We start from the raw sequence: 24,242 nt of genomic DNA, 5'->3' as shown, positions 1-24,242 counted from the left end.
CGATGTCGGCTCGCAAACTATACTTCGCCGGGCATCAAAACGGGATAAAAACCGGCAAAGCGAAGATCAGGAAAGTGTAAGGAGAGGCTAGGGGGGTTATTCTGTCCGGAGTCGATATCCAACACCCAATTCAGTGACCAGATAGCGCGGATGCGCCGGATTGCCTTCCAGTTTGTTTCTCAACTGACGCATGTAGACCCGTAGATAATGACCTTCCTCCACATGCAGCGGACCCCACACTTCCTTCAACAGTTGGCGGTGGGTCAGCACTTTGCCGGCAGACCGGATCAACGTGGTGAGGAGTTTGTATTCGATCGGTGTCAGATGAACTTCCTTCTCTGAGACAAACACCTGCCGCCGCCCGAGATCGACCTTCAGATCGCCGAGCACGAACACCGATCCTCCGCCGTCACCGGTTTTGGCTGCATGACGAAGCGCCGCTCGCATCCGTGCGAGGAGTTCGTTGACCCCGAAGGGCTTCGTCACATAGTCGTCGGCGCCGAGGTCGAGGGCCGCCACTTTCGCCTGTTCCTGGTCACGCGCGGACAGCACGATGATGGGGCCAGCGGTCCATTCCCGCACCTGCCGAATGACTTCGGCGCCGTCGAGATCCGGAAGGCCGAGATCCAGCAGGATGAGGTCGGGATTCCACGCTTTGGCCTGAGCGAGACCATCGTGTCCTGTCGCAGCCTCATGAAACCGAAATCCGTGAGCGGGCAACGTCGTCCTGAGGAAACGCCGGATTTCCGGCTCGTCTTCGATTAAGAGTATCGTGGCTTCCTGTGACATAGGGCGCTACGCACCAGCTCTCCGATTGAAAAGGATCGGCCTCGTCGAGCCTCCGCCTACTCCGTCTCCACAGACGGTTGCCGGTCCGGCAACGGAATCGAGAAATGAAAGAGGGCGCCGCCTCCGGAGCGATTCCCGGCCCACATACGGCCGCCATGCGCTTCCACGATGCCGCGACAAATCGTCAGCCCGAGTCCAACCCCACCATCTCGCGCAAGCCTGCCGCGATAAAATTTATCGAAGATGCGGTCCTCCTCCCCGGAGAGGATGCCTGGCCCTCGATCGGCCACTTCGACCACGACTTCGCGATCGCTCGCCGATGCAGACACATCAATCCTACTTCCCGAGGGCGTATACTTGACGGCATTTTCCACAAGATTGATCACCACCTGTTCCAGCAGCACTCCATCGACCAACACCAGCGGCAGATCGGCCGGAAACGCCGTGTGAACGGTGCGCTCGCGCAACCGCCCCTCCAATCTCGCCAGAGCCGCTCCCGCGACTTCATCCACGGAATGCCATTCTTTGTTGAGCTTCACGGCTCCCGCTTCGAGTCGCATCATATCGAGAAGGTTCTTCAGCAAACGGTCAAGGCGATCAGCCTCTCGATGGATGGATTGCGCGAGCTCGCGCCGCGCAACGGCGTCAAGTTCCCCTCGTTCCACCGCCAAGCCACTGGCGGCCCCGATGATGGTGGCGAGGGGGGTCCGCAGGTCGTGGGACACGGAGCTGAGGATGGCGTTCCGCATGCGCTCCGTTTCCGCCTGCACATGCGCCTGCTGAGCTTCGTCGGACAACCGAGTCCGTTCGATCGCCAAGGCCACTTGATTCACCAGCGATTCCAGCAAATGCAACCGTTCGGGGTCCATGAGGAGAGCGGCGTCTTTCGGCCGCACCGCCACGACACCGATGGCGCCGGATGAAGCCGTCAAGGGCAAATAGAGCGAGCCGGCTCCCGGAAGCGTATCGGTCCCGAGTCCGGCTCGCTCGCTGTGGTCGTAGACCCATTGAGCCACACCCGACTCTTTTGGGTCCAATTCAAAGAACAGAAGTTCCCCGCGTTGCAACTGCACCCGCTTCTCAGCATCCGCCAGGAATACGGCGACTTGCGCGTCAAACGCGTCCCGAAGATGCTTGGCCGCGATCTGAGCCAGCATGCTTGTGCCCCGATAGGTGGCGAGATCCCGGCTCATGGCATAGAGCACGCCCGTGCGTCTTTCTCGGTAGCGGGCGAGCTCGACTTGCCGCTGAAGACGCACGGCCAGATTGCTGATGACCAGGGCCACCGCCAGCATCACGCCGAAGGTCAACAGGTATTGAATGTCGGAGACGGCAAAGGAGAAATAAGGCGGGACGAAAAAGAAATCGAACGTCGCCACGCTCAGAACGGAGGCCAGGACCGACGGCCCTCGCCCACAGCCGATCGCGACGGCGACGACGGCGATCAGGTACATCATGATCAAATTCGCCGACGCGAAGTAAGGAAACATCAGCCAGTCAACCGCCGTCCCGGCCAACACCCCCGCCAGGGCGTAGGCATATCCCGCCACATCGCCGGCACTTCGGAAAGCACGGCGCGCGAGAGGTTGTCCCTCAGCGGCCGCTCCCGTGATGACATAGATATCGATCTCTCCACTTTGATGGACGAGGTCCGACACCACCGACCCGAACAGCCATTCCTTCCAGCGGGATCTGATCGGTTTTCCGACGATGATCTTGGTGGCGTTCCGGCTCCGCGCGTAAGTCAAGAGCTCCTGAGCCACGTTCTCTCCCGTCAACGTGATCGTTTCGGCGCCGAGCTGCTCCGCCAGCCGCAGGCTCTGCACCAGCCGGTCTCGTTCGGACTGAGGGAGTCGGAGATGTCGGGGAATCTGGACGTACACCGCGATCCATTTGGCGTGTAGGTCCGCCGCCATCTGACGCGCGGCCCTGATCAGGCGAGGCCCGCGGGGCTTCATGTTGACGCACACCATGATGGTTTCCGCCGCCGGCCAGGTCCGCACGACCGCATGGTCGCGCCGGTAGACCTCCATTTGCTGATCGACCCGTTCGGCCGTCCGGCGCAAAGCGAGTTCACGAAGCGCGATCAGATTACCCTTTGCGAAGAAATTTCGAATCGCATGCTGGATCTGCTCCGGGACATACACCTTCCCGTCCTTGAGTCGCTGAAGCAAATCGTCGGGCGGAAGGTCGATCAACTCCACATCATCCGCCCGTTCGAGCACGGAATCCGGCACGGTCTCGCGCACCCGCACGCCGGTAATCTGCGCCACCACATCGTTCAGGCTTTCCAGATGCTGCACGTTCACGGTGGTGTAGACCGTGATGCCGGCCTTGAGTAATTCCTGCACATCCTGCCACCGTTTGGCATGACGCAGACCCGGCGCGTTGCTGTGCGCGAGTTCGTCGATGAGGATGACAGTAGGATGGCGCACGAGCGCCGCATCGAGATCAAATTCCCGGAGTGTGGCGCCGTGATACTCGACTGCGCGAAGCGGTAGGACTTCCAGTCCCTTCACCAGCGCCTCGGTCTCCGCCCGACCATGCGTCTCCACGACGCCGACGGCGACGTCCACGCCGTCTCGCCGTTGCTCATGCGCCGCTCCCAGCATGGCATAGGTTTTCCCCACGCCCGGGTTGGCGCCGAAGAAGACTTTGAGCTTGCCCTGCAACCGCCGGTTCTCTTCATCCTGCGCGCGCTTGAGCAGCGCATCGGGATCTGGTCGCTGTGAGTTCATGGCGGGTCCTCAGCTCAGGGCCGCACCGGGCTCGAGCAATGGTGACGGCTGAAGGCATCGCCAATATGGTCCGCCGATCCTTCGACGGGACCGGCAGGCGCCCCCGACTTTTACGCCGTATGATACGCTGACAGGGTCTTCTTACCACATCTTGCTGCGCTGAGGATTGTGTTGTGTCCGACAGCAAAGAGAGGAGCCGCTATGGAAAACATGGACATCGGGAGATTGATCACAGCGAGACCGCCCGGCATCGGACCGATGCAGCTCGTCCTGTGGATCGTCATGATGGTTCGGCATCCCGGATTCGATGATTGCGTCTCGACCTGAGTGAGCCCCATTCTGACGAACTCAACCGTTGGGCGGACGGTGCACCCTATCGCCTGGTGGCAACCATTTCCCCAGCAGCCAGATTAAGAAGGCCATCGCCCAAAGGGTAACCATAAAGAGGATAAGTATGACCACGCAACGCTCCTTCCGCGCGTCGGAAAGTTCAACGGAGAATCGGTTCAGCGATGCAGCGCATCGAGCGCAAGGTTCAGCCGCAACACATTGACTCTCCGTTCACCCAGCAATCCGAATTGGCGTTCTTCTGTGTGCCGGGAAACCAGCTCTTGCACGAGGGTCTCATCCAGACCTCGCGCGCGGGCCACTCGCTTCACTTGGTACAGAGCGGCAGCCGGGCTGATGTGAAGGTCCAGCCCGCTTCCGGAGGCCGTCACCAGGTCGACGGGCATGGGCAAATCGTTGCTCGGATCGGCCCCTCGTAAGGCGGCGACTCTCGTTTTGACCATTTCGATCAACGTCTGGTTGGTCGGTCCGAGGTTCGACCCACCCGATGCAGCGGCGTTGTAGGGAAACGGCGAAGTCGCCGACGGACGGCTCCAGAAATACTCCGGTTTGTCAAAATATTGTCCGATCAACGCGGACCCGATCACCTTGCCTTCGCGCGCGATCAAGCTGCCGTTCGCCTGCTCCGGAAACAACGTGTGCGCGATCCCTGTGACCGCCAGCGGATAGAGCAGGCCCGTCAAGACAGTCAGGAGGAGGAGCATGGTCAGGGCGGGTCTCATTTGGTCCTTCATATCTCCCTCTTCGCGTCCTACTCGTTACTCGATCACACAAGATGCAAGGCCACCAGAACCAGATCGATCAGCTTGATGCCCACGAACGGCACGACGATGCCCCCCAATCCATAGATCAAGAGATGCCGCCGCAGCAGCAGCCCCGCTCCGATCGGCCGATAGGTGATGCCTCTCAAGGCGAGCGGAATGAGTGCGACGATAATGAGTGCGTTGAAGATGACCGCCGAAAGGACCGCGCTCTGCGGAGTCGCCAAACGCATCACGTTCAATGTATCGAGCGCCGGATACGTCGTGGCGAAGGCAGCGGGAATGATGGCGAAGTACTTGGCCACATCGTTGGCGATACTGAACGTGGTCAAGGCGCCGCGAGTCATGAGCAATTGTTTGCCGATTTCCACGATTTCAATGAGCTTGGTCGGGTTGGAATCCAGATCGACCAAATTGCCGGCCTCCTTGGCTGCTTGGGTTCCCGTATTCATGGCGACCGCCACATCGGCCTGCGCCAGGGCCGGCGCGTCATTGGTTCCGTCCCCGGTCATGGCCACGAGACGTCCGTCCGCTTGCAGATCGCGGATCAACTTCAGCTTGGCCTCCGGTGTGGCCTGCGCCAGAAAATCATCCACCCCGGCCTCCGCCGCCACGGCCGCCGCTGTTTGCGGGTTGTCGCCCGTGATCATGACCGTTTTGATGCCCATCCGGCGGAGCTCAACAAATCGTTCCTTGATCCCGCCCTTCACGATGTCTTGTAGCGCGATCACCCCGAGCACCTTGGCTTTCTCCGCCACCACGAGCGGCGTTCCGCCTTGTTTGGCGATCGTTTCGACATTCAGTCGGACAAGCTGAGAAAAACGTCCTCCCTGCTCTGTCACAGAGGCCTCGATAGCGTCCGCCGATCCCTTGCGGATCTGTCGCCCATCAAGGTTGACCCCGCTCATCCGCATCTGGGCCGTGAAGGGAATGAATGTGGCGCCCATCTCATGGAGGTCTCGCGCGCGCAATCCATACTTCTCCTTGGCCAGGATGACGATGCTGCGGCCCTCCGGCGTTTCGTCCGCCAACGACGAGAGTTGGGCCGCGTCGGCCAACGTCCGGATGTCGACTCCTTCCGCCGGCAGGAAGGCGGTTGCCTGACGGTTGCCCAGCGTGATGGTGCCGGTCTTATCCAGCAGGAGGACGTCCACGTCCCCCGCCGCTTCAACGGCCTTTCCCGACATCGCGATGACATTGGCTTGCACCATGCGATCCATGCCGGCAATGCCGATGGCCGAGAGAAGAGCCCCAATGGTCGTTGGAATCAGGCAGACCACAAGCGCCGTCAACACCGTGACAGTGACCGGCGTCCCCTGCCCCATGGTCTGCACGCTGTACAGCGAGAACGGCAACAATGTCACCGTGGCCAATAAAAAGATGCTGGTCATCGCCGCGAGCAGAATGGTGAGGGCGATTTCATTCGGTGTTTTCTGGCGCTTGGCTCCTTCCACCATGGCGATCATCCGATCCAGGAAGCTTTCTCCCTGACCGGCTGTGACGCGAACGATGAGCCAGTCGGACAGGAGCTTCGTGCCTCCGGTCACGGCGCTGCGATCGCCGCCGCTTTCCCGAATGACGGGCGCGCTCTCGCCGGTGATGGCGCTCTCATTCACCGACGCCACCCCCTCCACGACCTCGCCGTCGGCCGGAATGAAATCACCTGGCTCCACGAGGACCACATCTCCTTTCGTGAGCTGATTTGCTGAGACCAGGCTGAACGTATCGCGTCGCTGGAACCGGCGGTTCCACGCACCATCGTGCTGACTCCCAGGATCGACCTTGCCAAGCTTCTTGGCCGTGAGTTCCCGCCGCGCCCGCCGAAGCGAATCAGCCTGCGCTTTGCCCCGGCCTTCCGCCATGGCTTCCGCAAAGTTTGCGAACAGCAGGGTGAACCAAAGCCAAAGCGCGATGGCACAAATGAACCAAGTCGGCGCTTCTCCTGTTCCGGCCAGCGCCTGCAGAAGCAAAAGGGTCGTCAAGACGCTTCCAGCCCACACCACGAACATGACCGGATTCTTGACCTGATGACAAGGGTCTAGCTTGACGACGGCGGCGCGCCACGCAAGACTCATCACGCCGGCGTCGAAGAGAGATGGGGCCTTGTGTGATGTTGTCGGCATGCTTATCGATGTGGCTCCCTACTGCCCCCTCGTCATCAGCTCTTCGACGACGGGCCCCAAGGCTAGAGCGGGAAGAAATGTCAGCGCCCCGACCATCACGACCACGCCGATCAAGAGCACCACGAACAGCGGCGTGTGGGTCGGCAAGGTTCCGGGTCCGGCCGGCGCCGCTTTCTTGCGAGCCAGAGCGCCTGCGAGCGCCAGAGTCGGGATGGCCGGCCAGAACCTCGACATCAACATCGCAAGGCCGCCCGTCAGATTATAAAAAGGTGTATTGACGTTGAGCCCCGCGAACGCGCTGCCGTTGTTGTTGCCCTGGGACGTATAGGCGTAGAGGACTTCGCTGAACCCGTGGGGACCCGGATTCAAGATAGACGATCGGCCTGTCTCGGTGCTGATCGCAAGGGCGGTAAAACCCAAGACGACGATGGGCATGATGAGAATGAGCAGCGCAGCCATCTTCATCTCATAGGGCTCGATCTTCTTGCCCAGATACTCCGGTGTCCGACCGACCATGAGCCCGGCGACAAACACGGCAATGATGGCAAAGACGATCATGCCGTACAGTCCAGAGCCGACTCCGCCGAAGACCACTTCGCCGAACTGCATGAGGAACAGCGGCATGAGTCCGCCCAGTGGGGTATAGGAATCGTGCATCGAGTTCACCGAGCCATTGGAAGCGGCGGTCGTCACGGCGGACCACAGGACCGAAGCCGTGATGCCGAATCGCGTCTCCTTCCCTTCCATGTTGCCTCCCGCTTGACCGGCTTGAGGCTGCTGATCCACGCCGATACCGGTCAGCAATGGATTGCCGCTTTGTTCGGCCCACAGCCCGAAGGGAATAACACAGAGCAGCAGAATGGTCATGACGGCAAGAATGACCCTGCCTTGCCTGGTGTCTCCCACCATTCGACCAAACGTGTGGCAAAGCGCGGCAGGAATGAGGAGGATGGCCAAGGCCTCAAGGAAATTGGACAGCGGCGTCGGGTTCTCGAATGGATGGGCGGAATTCACGTTGAAGAATCCGCCGCCGTTCGTGCCGAGTTGCTTGATGGCGATCTGAGAGGCAGCCGGCCCCACTGCAATGACTTGCTCGATTGCCGTGGCCGGTTCGGTTTTTGGCTTTCCCTGTGCATCGAGCACGGCCTGGCCGTTCGCATCGGTCACGGGCTTGTCGTAACCGAAAGGCTGGAACAGCGTCGCCGTTTGGTATGAATTGAAGGTTTGGACGACACCCTGAGACACCAAGGACACGGATAACAGCAGAGCCAGAGGCAGAAGAATGTAGAGCGTGCCGCGGACCAGATCGCTCCAGAAATTTCCCAGCGTCGTCGATGTGCTCCGGCTCAAGCCCCGGATCAATGCCACGAGCACCGCCATTCCCGTCGCGGCGGAAACGAAGTTCTGCACGGTCAGGCCAAGCATCTGGGTCAGGTAACTCAGGGTGGTTTCCCCGCCATACGCCTGCCAGTTGGTATTGGTCACGAAGCTCGCGGCCATGTTGAAGGCCAGGTCCGGTGCAACGCCGCCTAGATCGGCCGGGTTGAGGGGCAAAAGATTCTGAAGCCGCTGCAAGCCATAGAGCAACAAAAGCCCGGCTGCATTGAAGAGCAACATCGCCATCCCGTAACGTTTCCAGTCCATCTCGTCGGTTGGTCGAATGCCGGAAAGTCCATACATGGCCCGTTCCATGGGACCCAGAAGAAGGTCCAGGCCAAAGGGCTTGCCTTCATAGACTCTCGCCATGTACCAGCCGAGCGGCGTCGCGAGCGCCAGCAGCACGACGAAGAACACGAGCACTTGGAGGAGGGCTTGCATCGTCATCAAAACCACTCGGCCTTCAGCAATGCGACCATGAGATAGATCAGCAGGCCAGCCGACACCATTCCGCCGAACACATACATCGCGTTCATCCGCATCCTCTTAGAGGCGATCCAACCCAAACATCAGCCAGCCGGAGAGAAAGAAAAACCCGAGTACCAGCGCTACAGCGACGATGTCCATGGCGGTTCCTTCCCTTACCCTTGCAAACCACCCTACAAAATCCTCCGTAAAAATGGTGTCAAAATAGACGGCTGCCTCATCAAGAAGGAGTGAAAACCGGCTCCGAAAGAGAAAAGTTATGGAAGCAGTGGCGTGTGGTAGCTAAGCAGTCCGGCGGCGATAGTGGCGCAACAAGAGGGCGCCTCCCCAAAGGAAGGACACAAGCATGAGGAGAATCCCGACGTTGTAGGTGAGGTGAGCCAACCGATGATCCCATTCCAATAAGCCGAGCATCGTCAGAATGTTGTTCCAATCGTGTCCGTCGGTTTCTTTCCCGGTCACGCCGCCGATCAGCATGAGGTCCAGCGCTCGCGCATCGTTGATGTAGGGAGCGATATCCATCAGGCTCTCCGCTGTCCACCACAAAGCCACGGAAGCTCCGAAGGGATCACGAGTCTTTACAAGGAATGTGCCGAGACAGATGATCGGCATGAGAACCTGACCGAGCGTTCCACCCAGAACCGTCATGAAGCGACCGAACGGGATGAAGATCACATGCCCGGCTTCATGAAAAGGAAGGTTGATGAGGTGAAGGAAAGACTCGCCGGTGTAATTTGTTTCCAGTGGCGTCACGATGAACGTCCAGCCCCACCAGACCATGGCCACAAACAGGGCTGCTCGGCCGTAAAACGTCATCGAATCGGTCGTCATATCCGACTCGATCAGCCAATGCTTCGCCGTTAGCAGCCACGGAGATCTCGCAATTGACGAGGACGGTGAGGGAAGACGTGCTTTCGGAAAATCCAGCCGATACTTGGCGAAGATGATCCCACATCGGGCACACTCCGGCGTCTCATCAAGCCGTTCGGCATAACATTTAGGACAACGTGTGGTGGATGCTCCGACGCCCAGCATCTCCACACTGTAGAGCCGCACCTGGAGTCCGACAAGAAAATCATCAGAACAGTGCAGCAGTTAGACACTCAACCCCAACAAGTCGATCCGCAGAGAAGCAGCAGATCTCTTCAGCTTGAAAGAGCAGACGTGCTAAGATGCCCTCTTATGTGAGTGAAGGTTTATACCGACAGTTCTGAGGGTTGGTCCTTATCGGTTCTTCTTTTATGAGGGCGATCGTGATGACCCATCACATATCCACATTGAACGAGAAGATAAGGTGGCAAGGTTTTGGCTTGATCCGATTCGGTTGCAAGAAAGCGGAGGATTTTCACGTCCGGAAATCGTTCGGGTTCATACACGCGTGACCGAGCAAAAGAAATGAATACTTCGGCAGTTGACATTTCATTGCCGGTAGCCGAAACAGTGATACTGACAGAAGACACGCTCACCATAGAGCTGAGCGATGGGCGGAGCTTGTCCGTGCCATTTGCTTGGTTTCCCCGCCTGGTTCATGCCACACCCGTAGGACGAAAAAACTGGCGATTGATCTGCAGAGGGCACGGGATTCACTGGGACAAGCTCGACGAGGAAATCAGTATCGAAGGCCTTCTTGCAGGCAGACCGTCCGGTGAAAGCCAAGCGTCGTTTAAGAAATGGCTCTTAGCTCGCGGGTCCAGTAGGACGCGAAGCTCTGTTCGACGTACTGGGAATCATCGTCATTAGCGATTCATCAAGCCTTCCCTCGCCAGCTGGATTCGTTCATCTTGCAGGCAACTGTACAGTTCTTTTGAACCGGTAGAACATCCTTGTGTGGTCTTGCAAGCCAATGCTCCTGACGCCGCGACCGACAACGGATTGCCGACAGCACTTTTCAGATCACCATCTGGATCATCACAACTCTCTCGTCACCGTTTCAAAACCACACTCCGCTCGCACTTCCGTTAGAAAACCAGCCTGTCCCTATTTTCCTCTCCGCAGCGCACACACTCCACAGTCTCTTCCAGCCACTGAGCCCGACATTTTGGACAATGAGTTATAGATGCACCCGGCGGTAAGCATCTCTACACTGTAGGACCGCGTCCGGAATCGGACAAGAAAATCAGAAGACTGTTGCGAGGGAGAAGGGAAGTGGCAACCAATCACATCTGGCTCATGCTGCCCTTCCCCCGATTTCACAGACACCTCCCTAAGTGGGAGAATGAGGAAATCGGAGGACAGTATGAGCTCGAAGACACGACGGTCGTATACGGAGGCGTTCAAAGAAGAAGCGGTGCGCTTAGTCCGGGAGTCAGGACATCCCGTTGCACAGGTGGCGCGGGATCTGGGGATTGCGGACCATCTCCTCTACCGGTGGCGCGCGGAGCAACAGCAGGCTGAGGGGTGTGGACAGACCCGGCACTCTCTCCGGGCCGAACAGGCGGAACTGATCCAGCTCCGGCGGGAAAATGCTATTTTGAAGCAGGAGCGGGATTTTTTAAAACGTGCGGCGGCGTTCTTCGCGAAGGAGTCGCGATGAGATACCGCGTGATCCACGAACACGACCGTCGCTATCCGATCCGCTTAATGTGCCGTGTCCTCGCCGTCTCGGCAGCGGGCTATTACGCGTGGCGATCACGGCCTGAAAGTGCCCGGTCCATCCAGACGCGTATACTGCGCTCAGCCATTCGGGTGATCCACCAGGAGTCGCGGGAAACGTACGGCAGTCCCCGGATCTGGGACGCCTTAGTCAAACAGGGGCACCGCGTTGGCGAGCATCGCGTCGCTCGGCTCATGCGCCAAGACGGTATTCGGGCGAAGACCGTGACGAAGTGGCGCGCCACCACCCAGTCCCAGCATCAGTTCCCGGTGGCCGCGAATACTCTGGATCGGGCCTTCACGGTTGAAGCTCCTAATCGAGTGTGGGCCGGAGACCTGACCTACGTCTGGACACGGGAGGGCTGGCTCTATCTGGCGGTTCTACTCGATCTGTATTCACGCCGGGTGGTCGGCTGGGCGATGGGCCAGCGATTAACGGGTGAGTTGGCGGAGCAGGCCCTCCTGATGGCCGTGATGAACCGAATTCCCAGGGTAGGGCTCCTGCACCATTCGGACCGCGGCAGTCAGTATGCCGCGACGAGCTACCAGCACCGACTCGCTGAGTATGGCCTTATTCCCAGTATGAGCCGCAAAGGCAACTGCTGGGACAACGCGTGCGTCGAAAGTTTCTTTGGAACGCTCAAGCGGGAGCTCGTGTACCATCGGCACTATGCCACCCGAGACGAAGCCAAGAAGGAGATCTTCGAATACATCGAGGGGTTCTACAATCGGCAGCGTCGGCACTCAACCCTCGGCTATCACTCCCCAGCTGAGTATGAAGCGCGGGCAGCAGTCGCGTAACCACGTGTCCATGAAATCGAGGGAAGATCATGCCTCGGCTAATGGGATGCACAAAACATTATGTGAGGTGGCCCCATTTATGACAACTTAGGTGAGGAAGTAGCACATTTGCCGTCTGGCTTCGAAATAGAGATCGTCTGAATCTACTTCGAAGGATATCTATTCAGCCGGATGTGCACGGTTCCCGCACTTTATGCACACGAAACTTTGTCCTTCCTTTCGCTGCTCAAGGTCTCCTAGTTTCAATAGTTTTAAGGCTAGCGGAAGTTTCATTATGCCTTCTTTGCACTTAGGGTGTTTCATGTCTGTGCTCATAGAACCTCCCTTCTGCCGTCATAACATGACCCGCACACTTTATATTTGATCTGACGTTTCTCATCGCTTCCTATTTACCGTCTCTCAACTTCTCGATCTCGGGATCCAATTCCGAATAAACATGCCTTACTCCCTTCTTCGTGTTTTCTCCAAAGTGCCGGAAACCGGCTTCAACTAACATGGGCATTACTAGCCGTAGATCGCTCGACGATCCCGTACTCGTGATGTCCCCCTTCCACAGTGTGATAACTTGGCTAGTGGTCTTATAGTGTGCAAGGTCGACTACATCGACTATGAGAATCCTTGTGTATTCTCTCACGCTTCCCGAAACAGTCTGTGAGCCCACAACTCCAGATGTCGTTCCACTAAAGGTAGTCATTCCACCGCTGCCAAAACTACTTCCTGAAAAATTATTTGTTCCGTATATGGGGAGACTATACGCATAGTTTCGGACTCCGGCAGAGTTGATGCCGTACGCGATGAAGATTGCCATGTCCGCCAAGCTAAGATCAGCTCGGCGGTACCCACGTTCGCCTAATTTCATTTCAACCATGCGGGCATAGTCTTGGAATTCCAGATCACTATCTTGACCTTTGACTGGGAGAATGGCATAGGTGGCTTGTGCTGGGAGTTGTCGGTCTCTGTGTTGAAAGCCGTTGGCAACGACGTGAAATTCCGCGCACCCTGTTTGAAGGATTGCAAATACCGCTAGCAGTAATGCCCATTGCCACATATTGCCCTCCGCGAAGCGATGTCCTGGATAAGAAATATAAATAAGGCTACGTTTCAAAAGAGAAGGCGTCAACTTTCGTCAGATATACTGCTCTCCCTAAGACAAGAAAATGGCTGCAGGGTCGGATCTTGTATTGTGCGCGGCCAAGGGATCGATCAACGACTCCGATCACTGGACATGGTCAGGTGTTGGCAAAAGTCATCCGTGGCCAAGTTCCTTATGTCCTCCAATTCTCAACGCCAGCCAGTCGCCCGCCAACCGGCGATACTGCAAATGCGCTCGCACACGATCATTGATCCGAATCGAATAAACATCTGGCCCTTCCTTTGGCCATTTCTTGAAATCAGCCCCGGCTGTAATCCCCATCTTGAGTTTCTCTTTTGTACGCTCCCAAGCCTTTTGGATTGGGGGATCAAGCACCCGAAGCCTGTCCCGAAACTTGTCTGAATATTGAATGCATGTGATTTGACTGAAGAACGTCAGCCAATCGGGTGGAAGGTCGAGCTTGGCTCCGTCTTGCACGAGATGAATGGGACAGTATCGCCAATCAATCCGTGGCCACATGGGAAACTGTGAGGCCCAATCGTAGCCGAACTGCGCATCAAACAAGTAGCGAATGATTGAACCGTTTGTGGAATGCTTGCCGTATTGTTCGGCTAGCTCTGCTAGTTTTTTTTCCCAGTCTGCTGGTTGGACTCGCCATCCGTCCCGATAACCTTCCGGCTGATCCTGAGTAAAACGCCGAAGAGCAGCCTGTTTTCTTGGTACTTGTAACCCAGGCTTTCTACTGCGGAACGCCTTCAACATATAAGCGTTAGCCAATTGCTCCTCGAGAACACGGTAAGAAGGCTTGCTCGACTTATTGGCTGCCTTGGCGGGTATCCACCACGGCTCTTGATGAACTAATTCTGCCTGGGCCACCGCATAGTCCGTGGCAAAGTGAAACAGCTCGTGATTCAGGATCGCATGAAATGCGAGATGAGCCTTAGCGCTAAGCGAGACCTGTAAGTCTGCAAACACATGGTGGATCACATAAGCGATACCGGACACCTTTACATAGCTACCCCATTGGACTCCCGTGACATGAAACGATGCATACCACCCAAGCGCATCCATGCCGTGTATCAAGATGCTCTGTCGAATGCGCTCCCCTTCTTCCCCTCCTAGTGCCGGAAAGGTCTCATCAATATTCGCGCCTATTTCAATCACAGGGGTGAACTCTGAAACAGAATCACCTTCGTTCATCTGTTCTTCATTTCTGACCGGAGCGATCGCCAGGCCAGTGTCAACAGTCTTATCTCCTTCCCAAATGGTCGAAGTTTGCACGCCTGGTTCCGGACCCCGATATGTGGAATCCGACGGGAATGCCACAAGTGCGCCGGGGGGCTGACTTAAGCCACGTCGAATATCTGCAATACGTTTCATCTCATCGACACCCCGTCAAAGGTTGACTAATGACCAGCGCGATGCAGTGTCCCTCCTGACTGAGAAGACGCACAAGTAGCAGGGTCGGCTTTTGAACTGTGCATGACCAACATATCGAACGACGGGTCCGATGCACAGAACAAGATGAGGTCCCACCATGGGTAGGTGCACCGGTCACGAGCATTTCTACACTTTAAGATCGCCTGTGGAATTGGACAAGACAATCAACGGAACAGGACGAAAGGAAAAAGGAAGAGGAAACGAAGCGCTTAGTGGAAAGAAAACGGTACCGGGGCAAAGGTGACGACAAACACAACTAAGGCAATCCAACCCACAATGGTCCGATTGCGACCCAACGGAACGTGAGGATCCATGACGGGGGGATGGCCGAGTCCCCAGAGTCCCGCCATGAATGCCCAGAGAAACCAGCCGGGCCAGCCGAAGAAGCCTAAGGCCAACAAGATCGGGAGAAAGGCCATCGCCATCGTCCGTTGGCGCCGGCCCCACAGGGCATAGGCAACGTGGCCACCGTCGAGCTGACCGATCGGAAGGAGATTGAGCGACGTGACAAAGAGCCCGAACCAAGCAGCAAAGCCGATCGGATGGAGCACCACGTCTGCCTCCGGTGGAAGCGGCCCGATCACCAGCCACGACATGAGCTGAAGCAGCAACGGTTCGCCGAGTTGCAAACCGTGGGTGGCCGTTCTCTCCACCACCGTGGACAAACTGAGTCCGACGATCAGCGCGACAACGGCCACGATGAAACCCGCCAAGGGACCGGCAACCCCGATATCGAACAGCGCGCGACGACTCAGAATCGGGCCGCGCATGCGGATGATGGCGCCGAATGTCCCGATGAAATGGGGCGGCCCTGGGATAAACAGCGGCAAGGAGGCGGGCACCCGATGAATCTTGGATAGCACATAGTGCCCCAGCTCATGTGTAGTGAGAATAAACAGCAGCGCTCCGGCAAACGGAATTCCCCGCCAGAGCGTCTCGGGAGAGGCCAGGAGAAAATTCAGGGGCCCACGCGCGGGACCGTTGTAGGCTTGGTAGGCCCCGGCCCACAATGTCGTAAAAACGGTCAGGAGAAAGAGGACGATCGGTAATGCCCACTTGGAAAAAACCGACGGCTCGACATCGTCATCGTCCTCCGCCTCGTCCCTGGGCAGCGGAGCCGGCTCTTCTCGAGTTTCAAGAGCGAGACCGCGATCGAGATCTCGCTGTTCATTTCGCTCGAATCCATCCATGTCATTCTAGTCTACTGAATCGTCGCAAACGGATTGTGATCGAGTTCTTCCTCAACGGTGGTGGCAGGCCCATGCCCGGGCAAGAGACGATAATCGGGTGCGAGGGACAGCACACGGTCGCGAACCGAATTGAGATGAGTCGAATACAATTCCTTGGGATTGGACCGACCGATCGATCCGGCAAAGAGGGTATCTCCGACGAAACAGACTGGGAGTTGAGCATCATCCAGCCGATAACAGATGCCGCCCGCGGTATGGCCCGGCGTCGTGAGACAGTGAAGCCTCCGGCCTCCGACGCTGATGGACAATCCATCGACCGGTGCAACGAGTACATCCGTTCGTGGCCGCCAACTCAACAGATCGATGTCCTCCGTTCCAATGTATACCGGTACGTCATAATGGCTCAGAATCTGCTCGATCCCATCCGCATGGTCCGCATGGCCATGCGTGAGGCAAATGCCGATCAGCCGCAGACCCAGTCGACGAAGTCGATCAAGCATGGCGGGGGCGTTATAGGCGGTATCCACCAACAGTGCCTCACCCTCATCATGCACAATGTACCCCTGCACACCATACCCACCGACGGATCCCTGAACCATCTCCACCCACGGCGGTGTACGCTGCGCAACCGGCTCCCATTTATCGATTGCAATCTGTTCAAGCGGCTCGGCTCGCAGGCCCAAGGCCTTCGCCAACGCCCGCACCTCAGCGCGGTCTCTAGGCTGGTCTCCCCGTTCCAACGCCGTGATATCTCCGCCGGGCAAGCCCGTCATCCTCGCAACATCGCCGACCGAGAAGCCCTGGCCCGTGCGTGCCTTTTTGAGAATGTCACAGAAGTCGTCTTCAAGGGGCATGTGTCTCGCTTCAGCTACTGAATTCTTAGGTTCTCGATCTTGCCACTAGCCTAACCTAGAAACTGAGTAAACAGTACCATGATTTCGGCCCTTCAGTGAATCAATCCCACTCCGCAATTCTGACAACTCACAGTACCGTGCCGTATCGGTTTCAATCAAGAATCGACCTAGCTGCCGTATGAGTTCCCGCGCCATGTCCTTGACACTTCATTTCTATATGGTGTCTACTGCCATATGCCGAAAGCCAGGCTGGTCCTCCACACAAGATATGTGGACGAGCAGGGAGGGCTGGTGGAAATGAAAGCCTATGATGTTCCGAAGGCCCTGGCAACTCCTCACGGATTCAAGTATTCCTTGGTTTACATACGCAACGGAGAGCGGCTGGTCGGATATGACAATCACGAGCACAAGGGTGATCATCGGCACTCTCGTGCAGCCACATCGCCGTATACCTTCACGACTATCGCACAGTTAATCGAGGACTTTCGCCGCGATGTCGAAGCCATAAGAAAGGAGTGAGAACGATGAAAGTCAAACGGCTCAAAGTGGGTGTGCGGTCGTTGGATGAAGGGCTTCAAGAATTCGGTTCCACACTCAAGGCCATTCAGTCAGGCAAGGTCTTGACCAAGCGAACAGGAGTGTATTTCGTCAGTGTGGAAGCGATGCGGCAGGTACTGACACCATCTCGCCTGGCCTTGTTACATCTGATCCGTACACGTCGCCCTCGCTCTATTGCGGCACTGGCCAAGCTGATAGGCAGGAATTTTAAGAACGTGCACGCTGACGTGAAGCTTCTCGCCGATCTCGGTCTCGTGCATTTGGAACCAGGAGCGCACTTGCGTGACGCCGTCACTCCAACCGTCCCCTATGAGCGAATTCAATTCGAAATCGCGGTGTGAAAGCGAAGTGCGTCATGACGCACATTCATTCCCAAGCACCACCGGCTTCTTGAAGTAGCGCCCAGAAATCAGCAGCACTGTAAAACGACTTATGGTGTCCAAGTGTGGATTCCACAATCTTTAGGTTTCCCCGGAAACATCAGAAGACCAGGAGGGCGAGGAGCTGCGCACATCTTCCGGTGTGTAGAGATAACCAGATTCCGGGTGATTGTCCAAAAGAATCAGAACCCACTTGTCTCCATAGATGCGTTTCAACTTTTCCAAAATCGGCTTTCTGACTCCCCCCACTCAACAGAACTTTCAGGAACATACAACCCGAAATCACCTTCGCCAATTCCTAGCTTCCTGAGCAGGGATGCCGAATCGCGCTCAGTTGTTCGCCGATGCAAATGAAGAACCTTTGACGACCCATCACGATCAACGTCGAAGTGCTTCTCGATCATTTCGACGAACCTGCCGAATACTGTTACAGGGTCTATGCCAATGCCTCTCCTCCATTCGTTGCATCCATCAACTTTCTGCTCGGCTGGAAGGACGGGCACGGGCGATCGCCATAGCGTCGCTGCGATCCAATAGCTGCGATCAAGCGCGCACGACGACATTGCGACGCTGCGTCGCGGCCTCAGAGGAGTGCGCGGTCAAACGAAAAATGGTCTCGGTCACTCATGCAACCGCATCGCATCATGGCGACGCCGAAGCTGCCCGCCCTTCCGGCTGCTTCCTTTCTCTATCCTTCTGGTGACAGCGTGATTTCTTTCACGTCGCCGAACGTCGCAAGCGCTTTCGGCAAGGCCTCCCCTGACCCGACGGCCACGATCTTCAATCGATCCGGGCGCAAATGTTTCTTGGCCGCCGCCAAGACGTCTTCCTTGGTCAGTCGCACGACCTTGGCCCGCAGCTGTTGAAGAAAGTCCTTCGGCAAGCCATCATATTCTAACTCGACCAACCGGCTGACGATCGCCGAGGGGCTGGAAAAAGAAAACACGAACGAATTGACGTACGCTTCTTTGGCTTCCGCAAGCTCGGTATCGGTCACCGGCTCGGCGCGCATTCGTTCAATATTCGCCACAAACCGCTCGATCACTTCCTGAGTGGACGTCAACTTGGTTTCCGCCCGCATCAGCCAGACACCTTGGTCATGCATCCCCGTATTGAGGCGGCTCCCGACGGAATAGGCCAGTCCCCGTTTCGTCCGCACGTCGTTGAACAGGCGGCTGCGAAACGAACTCCCACCCAAAATATCGTTCGCGATGGCCAAGGCGACATAGTCGGGATCATTCTCCTTGAGCGAGAGATGTCCTACCCGGAGGTGGGTCTGCGAAGTTTCTTTCCCGACGAACCGGACAACCGGTCTGGACAGCTCCGCCTCCGGCACATCGAAAATCTTCAGCTCGGGCACCGTTCCCTTTTTCCAATCGCCGAACACCTTCCCGAGTAACGCCACCATCTCGTCTCTTTTGAAGTCACCCGTCACGCCAAGGATCATGCCGTTGGGGTGAATCGTGTTGCGATGGAACGTGACGAGATCCTCCCTCGTGATGCGTGTGATCGAACCCTGCGAGGTTTCTCGCGCGCTCGGATGATCGGCTCCATAGAGCGCCTTGGAAAATTCCCGCCCGACGACGGAGCCGGGATTATCCTGACGGCGGCGGATCCCCTCGATGGCTTGCAATCTGGCCAATTCGACACGAGCAGGATCGAACGCCGGGGTCCGAATGAGACCGGCGAAGATCTCCAACCCCCGATTGACATCCTTGCTCAGGACATCGAGAGACGCCGACCCTGATTGTCGTCCGATCCCGATACTCACATCGGCCGCGAATTGCTCCAGTTCTGCATCAACCTGCTCAGCGGATAGACCGCCACCGCCACCGGTCCGCATCACCGCCCCGGTCATGCCGGCCAGTCCGATCTTATCGGTCGGATCGAGCCAACTCCCTGTCCGCATCGTGGCCGTGATCGTGACCAACGGTAACTCATGGTCTTCAAGCAGATAGAGGACCATGCCATTGTCCAACACAACCCGCTCGGGCTCCGGTGGTGAGAATTCCACAGGCTTGAATGTCATGGTTCTGGGATCACCGAGCGTCAGATCGGCCGCATCAGTTCCGGCTGCCGAGGCCATCAACACCATCAGCAGGCCGAGCAGCGTCCCGAGCCGGCCAGTCATGCCCACCCGCTCTCGTCTCATCCGATTCATGGCTTCACCTCATTAACGGGCATGGCCACAATAGCCTTCGGGTTCCCCTTCTTCACCAAGACGGCGACGGTACGATTCGACTTGGTAAAGTACTGTGCCGCGACTCGCTGCACATCGGCGGCCGTGACCTTCGCGACTTGGTCACGTGACGTGAGGATGTAGCGCCAACCACCGGCCACCGCCTGATACAAGGCCAGTTGAGAAGCAAGACCGCTGTTCGACCGCAGGCCTCGCACCAAGTCGGCGTCCAGATTATTGAGCACCTTTTCAAGCTCCTGAGCAGAGACCGGTTCACGTTTGAGTCGTTCAATCTCCTCATAGATGGCGGTTTCGACCTCCGCCGTCGTATGAGGGGCCAAGGGAGTCGCCGTCACGACGAAGAGATTCGGCGCCCGCACCCCCGGATGGTTCCCATCCGACCCGACCGAGGCGGCCAGCCGCTTCTCCCGTACCAGCCTTTGATGCAAGCGCGACGTCAGTCCATCGCTCAGCACGGCATCGATCACGTCAAACACATCGTCATCCGGATGGTCCACAGTCGGCTTGTGATAACCGATGACAAGAGCCGGTTCCGCATCGAACTCGACTTCGACGCGGCGCTCGCCTCGCTGCTCCGGCTCGACCGTCACCAAAGGCGGTGATGGCGGCGCGGCAGGGATCTTTCCAAACGTCTGTTCGATCAAGGCAATCGTTTTTTTCGGATCGATATCACCGACCAGGGCAATCGTGGCGCGATTCGGACCGTAGTGGGTCTTGAAGAAGGCCTCCGTGGCGACAGGCGTCAACGAGAGAATGTCTGATCCCCACCCAATCGTCGGAACCCCGTAACTATGGGCTCGAAACGCCGCTGATGTGAACGTCTCGAACAACAGGCCATTCGGGCTGTCGTCGTTCCGAAGCCGCCGTTCTTCCATCACGACACCGCGTTCCTTATAGAACTCGCGCAACACGGGGTTGGCCATCCGATCCGATTCGATCGCCGCCCACAAGGGCAGCCGATTGGACGGCAGACTGATCATGTACCGCGTCAGATCTTTCCCCGTCGATGCGTTCAGTCCCACGCCGCCGTGCCGCTGATACAACAAGGCCATTTCATTCCCGATGACATATTGAGCGGCCTGAGCCTGTAGATCCAAGAAGCGCTTTTGAAGCGACTCGATCGTCGCTCGCTCTTCAGCCGTCGCATGACTCCCTTTGGCGGCCATGTCACGCTGACGTTGGTCGAGCTCTGTCCCGACCAGCGCCAGTTCGTCCAATATCGGCTTTTCTTTCTCGTAGTCGGTCGTGCCGACCGTACGTGTGCCTTTAAAGGCCATGTGCTCATAGAGATGCGCGAGTCCGGTTTGCCCGACCTGCTCATTGATCCCGCCCACCGCGAAAGTGATATTGATGGACACGACAGGCGTCTGATGGCGTTCGACCATGAGAACGGTCAGCCCATTGGCCAAGCGATGCTCGACCACCCGTTCCGCAAGACTCGGCGACGCTGCCGACAGCGCGTTGACGTGTAAGACGAGACCGAGGGTCATGACAAGCGAACAGAGCGTAATGCGTGAAGCGTGAAGCCTTGTTCGACGCGTACCCGCCAGTTTCGAGTTCCATGTTTCTTGTTTCATGTTCGGGGTTCCTTCAATAGCTTGAAACCTGAAACTTGCAACATGAAACTCTTGAGCGGGATGCGCTTCATGAGATGCCAGAGACGGGTGAATTGTCATATAAACAGCTCCATGAGTTGTTCCGGCCTTTCGATGAACCAATCGGGCTGACAGGCTTCCATCTTCGAGCGATTGCCCATGCCATATCCGACGGCGCAGACACGGATGCCGGCGTTATGTCCTCCGTTGATATCGTTCGTGCTGTCCCCGACAAGGATCGTCCTTTCTTTCGGCGCGCCCACGGTTTCCATGAGGTGCAATAACATTCCTGGTTCCGGTTTGAGTCCGAACCCGTTGTCTCCGCCGACCATGTGCAGGAAATGCTGCGGACCCAACCCGTTCAGGATCACACGGGTATATTCGATCGATTTGTTGGTCGCAATCGTTTTGTCTTTGTGGGAAAAATGTTGCAGCATCGGCTCAATGCCGGGGTAGAAGCTCGTCCGATCCAGACAATGTTCGAGATAATGGCCTCGAAAGACTTTCAGCGCTTCTTCAAACTTGGTCTGATTTCCCTCCCCGACCGCCAGACGCAGCAACCGCTTCACCCCATCCCCGACAAAACCGAAAATGTCTTCAATGGGGCGCTCGGGTAATCCCAGTGCGGCAAGGGTGAAGTTGACGGATTGCGCGATGTCCCACTTCGACTCGATCAACGTACCGTCCAAGTCGAAAATCATCAAATCCACGGGGGTCTTAGCCATTACTTCGCCTTTCGTAAGGAGTCAATGAGGGCAGCGAGCAGGATCCGTTGTGCGGCATCCTGTTCATGGGTTTCCGCCTCTCGCGCAAAACTCACCATCCGTTTGAGGCCGACGTGAGGAGGGAGGACCGGCGAAACGATGCGCCAGTAGTTCCGCACGACCTTTACGTGGAAACGAACCTCTTCCGTCGTGTCCTCGGGAACGAAGGTGGCGGTTTCTAAATAGACGGCCCCCCGCACATGAAAGGTGACGGGGATAATCACCTCCAGATTATTGAGAATCTCCCATTTTCGATAGTCCTCCGGGACAGTTGCTTCCTGGATGACCACGACGCGACCCCATGCCGGCTCTTCTGTCCAATCGATATAGGGGCTCACGGTGTCGAAGGAGGAAGTGTCTAAACGAGCGCCCTTCTGGTCCAACAGCACATACCGTTTCACGACTTCCACCGGAGACCGCCTCATCGAACCGCTCGGACTCAGTTGTGCGTGTGAAGAGACAGCGAGAGTCAGGACAGTCAGAGCGACAAGGGAGTGGACAAGGCACTTGGGTAAAGAAATCACGTGTCTAACCGGTGGACCTCATATACATACATCGGTTCCGCACGAAGGCGCCTAGACGCACATCCGACACCCTGTGTTTTTCAGATATGCGCTTCAGCCGCCTCATTCTAGCAAACGGGACGCGAGACATCCAGGTAACGAAGTGATGGCGCCTCCGTTGTTTGACCTTCTCGAAACGAGAATGCTACGGTCGCTCTTCGGATCGACGTCTTGCAAGGAAGAAGAGCCTGTGTTCACCCTTCAGCGGAGACGGATTCAGCGCATCGGTTTTCTCATCGGCCTGCTGGGCGCGTTCAGCCTATTGTCCGTAGTCTCGACCACCGCCGCCGACTTCGGCGACGGGCCTCTGAATGCCGACACCGGCATCAGCCAGCCGGGTCAAATCGAGCGGCTGTCCTCGCCCACAACACCTCCCCGGAAAGCCTCCGATCTGCTCACGCAGCTCGAAAAGCGAGGTGGGATACCGCTGCCTGGCTACGTCGGGGGACGTGATTTCCAAAACCGAGAACGACGTCTTCCACGAGGCTTCTATCGGGAGTATGATGTCAATCCCAAGATCCGAGGCCGCGGACGCGATGCCGAACGCATCGTTATCGAGCGGCGGACCGGGAAAGCCTATTACACCGGAGATCACTACCGAACGTTTGTCCCTCTTAACTGACGAACATCTTAAACAAACGAACATTCCTATGGCGGGAACCCCTACGTTACAGGCTCACCTTTGCAATGCCACACCTCCCTGGTCGGCCCTTCTTGTCGTCCCTCGGGGGACCACCACCGCAGCGCTGGTGAAAACGCCGCCGGGGTTTGCCCTGCGGACCATCCAAGGAAAGAAATGCCGAACTCCTTCGGATCTCTTCGGCGAGTTCGCGCGGGCGCTCGCCTTTCCGGACTACTTCGGACATAACTGGGACGCGCTTGAAGAGTGTTTGGCCGACTTCGAATGGCTTCAAGCCAAAGGGTACATCTTGCTCATTCATGACGCCGAAGCCGTGCTTCCCCTGGATGAGGAAGAGTACGAGACACTATTGGAAATCCTCAGCGACGCCGGCGAAGCTTGGAGCAAGGGACAAACGGCTGAGGGTCGGTGCGCCCCATTCCACGTGTGTTTTGCGGTGACGGAACACAACAAATCGAAACGGACACACTGGCACTTGAAGGAATTCTCTCCTACCGAATCAAAAAGACCCAAGACGCAGCCCGGCCCCAAACGCTCGCCCAAGCGGGCTAAGAAATAAAATCTTCCACGCTGAGCTGAGATAGGCCACACGGCGAGAAGAAACTACCCGCGAGTCTTTCGAGCCAAACCTCTTAAGCCGACACATAACCGCATGACCGATCGCACCGCCCGTCGAATACGAGATGGATGCGCCTTCGCCATGTCGACGGAAACACCAGAGAGACCTGTGTCTCGTTGACAGGCGGTCCATCCGGCTTGTACCGCTTGCAAATGCTCAAGGCAGATACTATGCGTCTCTCGACGATCTCCAAGGGGAGCCTTTTCGCCGACGAATCCTACCCGACCTTCTCCACGGCACCATGAGCAGATGACTTGCATAATCCGTCTCGCTTTTCCGCTAGTCTGAAAATACAGCAAGAATCGCGCCGTCACGGAAAAACGGAAGCCAG

Annotated in this window: 23 protein-coding genes; 8 read left to right on the top strand and 15 right to left on the bottom strand. The window is 57.2% G+C overall.

The annotated features are described in order from the left end of the window. Positions 1 to 96: 96 nt before the first annotated feature. The gene (locus COMA2_RS17890; protein ID WP_090901651.1) at positions 97 to 789 is read right to left on the bottom strand and encodes a response regulator; all 693 of its coding nucleotides are present in this window, start codon (positions 787 to 789) and stop codon (positions 97 to 99) included. Positions 790 to 845: 56 nt separating this feature from the next. Next, positions 846 to 3,527 carry a sensor histidine kinase gene (locus COMA2_RS17885; protein WP_090901648.1) on the bottom strand — a complete coding sequence of 894 codons (2,682 nt, stop codon included), beginning with the start codon at positions 3,525 to 3,527 and terminating at the stop codon, positions 846 to 848. A gap of 201 nt (positions 3,528 to 3,728) precedes the next feature. Here COMA2_RS17885 and COMA2_RS20955 point away from each other — a divergent pair, with 201 nt between their 5' ends. Continuing rightward, positions 3,729 to 3,854: a hypothetical protein gene (locus COMA2_RS20955; protein WP_281176462.1), complete on the top strand. Its 126-nt coding sequence runs from the start codon at positions 3,729 to 3,731 to the stop codon at positions 3,852 to 3,854. Between the two features lie 179 nt (positions 3,855 to 4,033). Here the strand turns inward: COMA2_RS20955 and kdpC are convergent, their stop codons facing one another. The 5 genes from kdpC to COMA2_RS17860 all read right to left on the bottom strand — a co-directional run bounded on the left by kdpC (position 4,034) and on the right by COMA2_RS17860 (position 9,453). Continuing rightward, positions 4,034 to 4,609 carry a potassium-transporting ATPase subunit KdpC gene (gene kdpC / locus COMA2_RS17880; protein ID WP_090901645.1) on the bottom strand — a complete coding sequence of 192 codons (576 nt, stop codon included), beginning with the start codon at positions 4,607 to 4,609 and terminating at the stop codon, positions 4,034 to 4,036. 32 nt (positions 4,610 to 4,641) lie between these two features. Further along, complete coding sequence (gene kdpB, locus COMA2_RS17875) at positions 4,642 to 6,759, bottom strand: potassium-transporting ATPase subunit KdpB (RefSeq protein ID WP_090901642.1); 2,118 nt, start codon at positions 6,757 to 6,759, stop codon at positions 4,642 to 4,644. 18 nt (positions 6,760 to 6,777) lie between these two features. After that, entirely contained in the window at positions 6,778 to 8,583 is a 1,806-nt protein-coding gene (gene kdpA, locus COMA2_RS17870; RefSeq protein WP_090901639.1) for a potassium-transporting ATPase subunit KdpA, read from the bottom strand. Then, complete coding sequence (gene kdpF, locus COMA2_RS17865) at positions 8,583 to 8,672, bottom strand: K(+)-transporting ATPase subunit F (RefSeq protein WP_090901637.1); 90 nt, start codon at positions 8,670 to 8,672, stop codon at positions 8,583 to 8,585. The genes kdpA and kdpF overlap by 1 nt, the downstream gene beginning before the upstream one ends. A gap of 232 nt (positions 8,673 to 8,904) precedes the next feature. Next, the gene (locus tag COMA2_RS17860; RefSeq protein ID WP_139077477.1) at positions 8,905 to 9,453 is read right to left on the bottom strand and encodes a hypothetical protein; all 549 of its coding nucleotides are present in this window, start codon (positions 9,451 to 9,453) and stop codon (positions 8,905 to 8,907) included. Positions 9,454 to 9,820: 367 nt separating this feature from the next. Here COMA2_RS17860 and COMA2_RS21195 point away from each other — a divergent pair, with 367 nt between their 5' ends. From COMA2_RS21195 to COMA2_RS17845, 3 genes are all read left to right on the top strand, one after another. Continuing rightward, the gene (locus COMA2_RS21195) at positions 9,821 to 10,021 is read left to right on the top strand and encodes a DUF4160 domain-containing protein (RefSeq protein ID WP_090901632.1); all 201 of its coding nucleotides are present in this window, start codon (positions 9,821 to 9,823) and stop codon (positions 10,019 to 10,021) included. Further along, positions 10,018 to 10,362 carry a DUF2442 domain-containing protein gene (locus COMA2_RS21190; RefSeq protein WP_090901629.1) on the top strand — a complete coding sequence of 115 codons (345 nt, stop codon included), beginning with the start codon at positions 10,018 to 10,020 and terminating at the stop codon, positions 10,360 to 10,362. The genes COMA2_RS21195 and COMA2_RS21190 overlap by 4 nt, the downstream gene beginning before the upstream one ends. 496 nt (positions 10,363 to 10,858) lie before the next feature. Further along, a protein-coding gene (locus COMA2_RS17845; RefSeq protein ID WP_407919001.1) for an IS3 family transposase occupies positions 10,859 to 12,015 on the top strand; the annotation gives its coding sequence in 2 pieces (ribosomal slippage) (positions 10,859 to 11,123 and positions 11,123 to 12,015; 1,158 coding nt in all). A gap of 385 nt (positions 12,016 to 12,400) precedes the next feature. Here the strand turns inward: COMA2_RS17845 and COMA2_RS21445 are convergent. From COMA2_RS21445 to COMA2_RS17825, 4 genes are all read right to left on the bottom strand, one after another. Then, the gene (locus tag COMA2_RS21445; protein ID WP_090901626.1) at positions 12,401 to 13,063 is read right to left on the bottom strand and encodes a DUF4136 domain-containing protein; all 663 of its coding nucleotides are present in this window, start codon (positions 13,061 to 13,063) and stop codon (positions 12,401 to 12,403) included. A 198-nt stretch (positions 13,064 to 13,261) separates the two neighbouring features. After that, positions 13,262 to 14,488: a hypothetical protein gene (locus COMA2_RS17835; RefSeq protein ID WP_139077475.1), complete on the bottom strand. Its 1,227-nt coding sequence runs from the start codon at positions 14,486 to 14,488 to the stop codon at positions 13,262 to 13,264. Between the two features lie 269 nt (positions 14,489 to 14,757). Further along, the gene (locus COMA2_RS17830) at positions 14,758 to 15,738 is read right to left on the bottom strand and encodes a site-2 protease family protein (protein WP_090901620.1); all 981 of its coding nucleotides are present in this window, start codon (positions 15,736 to 15,738) and stop codon (positions 14,758 to 14,760) included. A gap of 11 nt (positions 15,739 to 15,749) precedes the next feature. Then, positions 15,750 to 16,592, bottom strand: coding sequence for an MBL fold metallo-hydrolase (locus COMA2_RS17825; RefSeq protein ID WP_090901617.1), 843 nt, complete (start codon positions 16,590 to 16,592; stop codon positions 15,750 to 15,752). A 234-nt stretch (positions 16,593 to 16,826) separates the two neighbouring features. On the opposite strand from COMA2_RS17825, the gene COMA2_RS17820 reads away from it, so the two are divergent. Both COMA2_RS17820 and COMA2_RS17815 read left to right on the top strand, forming a co-directional pair. Next, positions 16,827 to 17,111, top strand: coding sequence for a toxin-antitoxin system TumE family protein (locus COMA2_RS17820; protein ID WP_090901614.1), 285 nt, complete (start codon positions 16,827 to 16,829; stop codon positions 17,109 to 17,111). A 5-nt stretch (positions 17,112 to 17,116) separates the two neighbouring features. Next, a complete protein-coding gene (locus COMA2_RS17815; protein ID WP_090901611.1) occupies positions 17,117 to 17,491 on the top strand; it encodes an HVO_A0114 family putative DNA-binding protein in 375 nt (124 codons plus the stop codon). Between the two features lie 727 nt (positions 17,492 to 18,218). Here COMA2_RS17815 and COMA2_RS17810 read toward each other — a convergent pair. The 4 genes from COMA2_RS17810 to COMA2_RS17795 form a co-directional block, all read right to left on the bottom strand. Continuing rightward, positions 18,219 to 19,691, bottom strand: coding sequence for a M16 family metallopeptidase (locus tag COMA2_RS17810; RefSeq protein ID WP_090901608.1), 1,473 nt, complete (start codon positions 19,689 to 19,691; stop codon positions 18,219 to 18,221). Then, positions 19,688 to 21,307 (bottom strand): M16 family metallopeptidase, encoded by a 1,620-nt coding sequence (locus tag COMA2_RS17805; protein ID WP_245631097.1) that lies wholly within the window; start codon positions 21,305 to 21,307, stop codon positions 19,688 to 19,690. The genes COMA2_RS17810 and COMA2_RS17805 overlap by 4 nt, the downstream gene beginning before the upstream one ends. 95 nt (positions 21,308 to 21,402) lie before the next feature. Continuing rightward, the gene (locus tag COMA2_RS17800) at positions 21,403 to 22,050 is read right to left on the bottom strand and encodes an HAD family hydrolase (RefSeq protein WP_090901605.1); all 648 of its coding nucleotides are present in this window, start codon (positions 22,048 to 22,050) and stop codon (positions 21,403 to 21,405) included. Next, positions 22,050 to 22,499 carry a hypothetical protein gene (locus COMA2_RS17795; RefSeq protein ID WP_090901603.1) on the bottom strand — a complete coding sequence of 150 codons (450 nt, stop codon included), beginning with the start codon at positions 22,497 to 22,499 and terminating at the stop codon, positions 22,050 to 22,052. The genes COMA2_RS17800 and COMA2_RS17795 overlap by 1 nt, the downstream gene beginning before the upstream one ends. A gap of 259 nt (positions 22,500 to 22,758) precedes the next feature. Here COMA2_RS17795 and COMA2_RS17790 point away from each other — a divergent pair, with 259 nt between their 5' ends. Both COMA2_RS17790 and COMA2_RS17785 read left to right on the top strand, forming a co-directional pair. After that, positions 22,759 to 23,274 (top strand): ribonuclease domain-containing protein, encoded by a 516-nt coding sequence (locus tag COMA2_RS17790; protein WP_217490814.1) that lies wholly within the window; start codon positions 22,759 to 22,761, stop codon positions 23,272 to 23,274. Between the two features lie 28 nt (positions 23,275 to 23,302). Next, positions 23,303 to 23,851: a barstar family protein gene (locus COMA2_RS17785; protein WP_090901600.1), complete on the top strand. Its 549-nt coding sequence runs from the start codon at positions 23,303 to 23,305 to the stop codon at positions 23,849 to 23,851. The last annotated feature ends 391 nt before the right edge of the window (positions 23,852 to 24,242 follow it).

The sequence above is a fragment of the Candidatus Nitrospira nitrificans genome, assembly GCF_001458775.1.
Lineage (GTDB): Bacteria > Nitrospirota > Nitrospiria > Nitrospirales > Nitrospiraceae > Nitrospira_D > Nitrospira_D nitrificans.
This window is presented reverse-complemented; position numbering and strand designations above follow the sequence as displayed.

What these genes read in the sequence shown, in the direction of transcription:
- COMA2_RS17785 (WP_090901600.1), top strand. Translation starts at nt 23,303, where the DNA reads ATGGCGGGAACCCCTACGTTACAGGCTCACCTTTGCAATGCCACACCT.
- kdpA (WP_090901639.1), bottom strand. Translation starts at nt 8,583, where the DNA reads ATGACGATGCAAGCCCTCCTCCAAGTGCTCGTGTTCTTCGTCGTGCTG.
- COMA2_RS17860 (WP_139077477.1), bottom strand. Translation starts at nt 9,453, where the DNA reads ATGACGACCGATTCGATGACGTTTTACGGCCGAGCAGCCCTGTTTGTG.
- kdpB (WP_090901642.1), bottom strand. Translation starts at nt 6,759, where the DNA reads ATGCCGACAACATCACACAAGGCCCCATCTCTCTTCGACGCCGGCGTG.
- COMA2_RS17825 (WP_090901617.1), bottom strand. Translation starts at nt 16,592, where the DNA reads ATGCCCCTTGAAGACGACTTCTGTGACATTCTCAAAAAGGCACGCACG.
- COMA2_RS17800 (WP_090901605.1), bottom strand. Translation starts at nt 22,050, where the DNA reads ATGGCTAAGACCCCCGTGGATTTGATGATTTTCGACTTGGACGGTACG.
- COMA2_RS17790 (WP_217490814.1), top strand. Translation starts at nt 22,759, where the DNA reads ATGGCGCCTCCGTTGTTTGACCTTCTCGAAACGAGAATGCTACGGTCG.
- COMA2_RS17885 (WP_090901648.1), bottom strand. Translation starts at nt 3,527, where the DNA reads ATGAACTCACAGCGACCAGATCCCGATGCGCTGCTCAAGCGCGCGCAG.
- COMA2_RS17890 (WP_090901651.1), bottom strand. Translation starts at nt 789, where the DNA reads ATGTCACAGGAAGCCACGATACTCTTAATCGAAGACGAGCCGGAAATC.
- COMA2_RS17835 (WP_139077475.1), bottom strand. Translation starts at nt 14,488, where the DNA reads ATGAAACGTATTGCAGATATTCGACGTGGCTTAAGTCAGCCCCCCGGC.
- COMA2_RS17820 (WP_090901614.1), top strand. Translation starts at nt 16,827, where the DNA reads ATGCCGAAAGCCAGGCTGGTCCTCCACACAAGATATGTGGACGAGCAG.
- COMA2_RS20955 (WP_281176462.1), top strand. Translation starts at nt 3,729, where the DNA reads ATGGAAAACATGGACATCGGGAGATTGATCACAGCGAGACCGCCCGGC.
- COMA2_RS17830 (WP_090901620.1), bottom strand. Translation starts at nt 15,738, where the DNA reads ATGGATGGATTCGAGCGAAATGAACAGCGAGATCTCGATCGCGGTCTC.
- COMA2_RS17810 (WP_090901608.1), bottom strand. Translation starts at nt 19,691, where the DNA reads ATGAATCGGATGAGACGAGAGCGGGTGGGCATGACTGGCCGGCTCGGG.
- COMA2_RS17805 (WP_245631097.1), bottom strand. Translation starts at nt 21,307, where the DNA reads ATGAAACAAGAAACATGGAACTCGAAACTGGCGGGTACGCGTCGAACA.
- COMA2_RS21190 (WP_090901629.1), top strand. Translation starts at nt 10,018, where the DNA reads ATGAATACTTCGGCAGTTGACATTTCATTGCCGGTAGCCGAAACAGTG.
- kdpF (WP_090901637.1), bottom strand. Translation starts at nt 8,672, where the DNA reads ATGAACGCGATGTATGTGTTCGGCGGAATGGTGTCGGCTGGCCTGCTG.
- kdpC (WP_090901645.1), bottom strand. Translation starts at nt 4,609, where the DNA reads ATGAAGGACCAAATGAGACCCGCCCTGACCATGCTCCTCCTCCTGACT.
- COMA2_RS17815 (WP_090901611.1), top strand. Translation starts at nt 17,117, where the DNA reads ATGAAAGTCAAACGGCTCAAAGTGGGTGTGCGGTCGTTGGATGAAGGG.
- COMA2_RS21445 (WP_090901626.1), bottom strand. Translation starts at nt 13,063, where the DNA reads ATGTGGCAATGGGCATTACTGCTAGCGGTATTTGCAATCCTTCAAACA.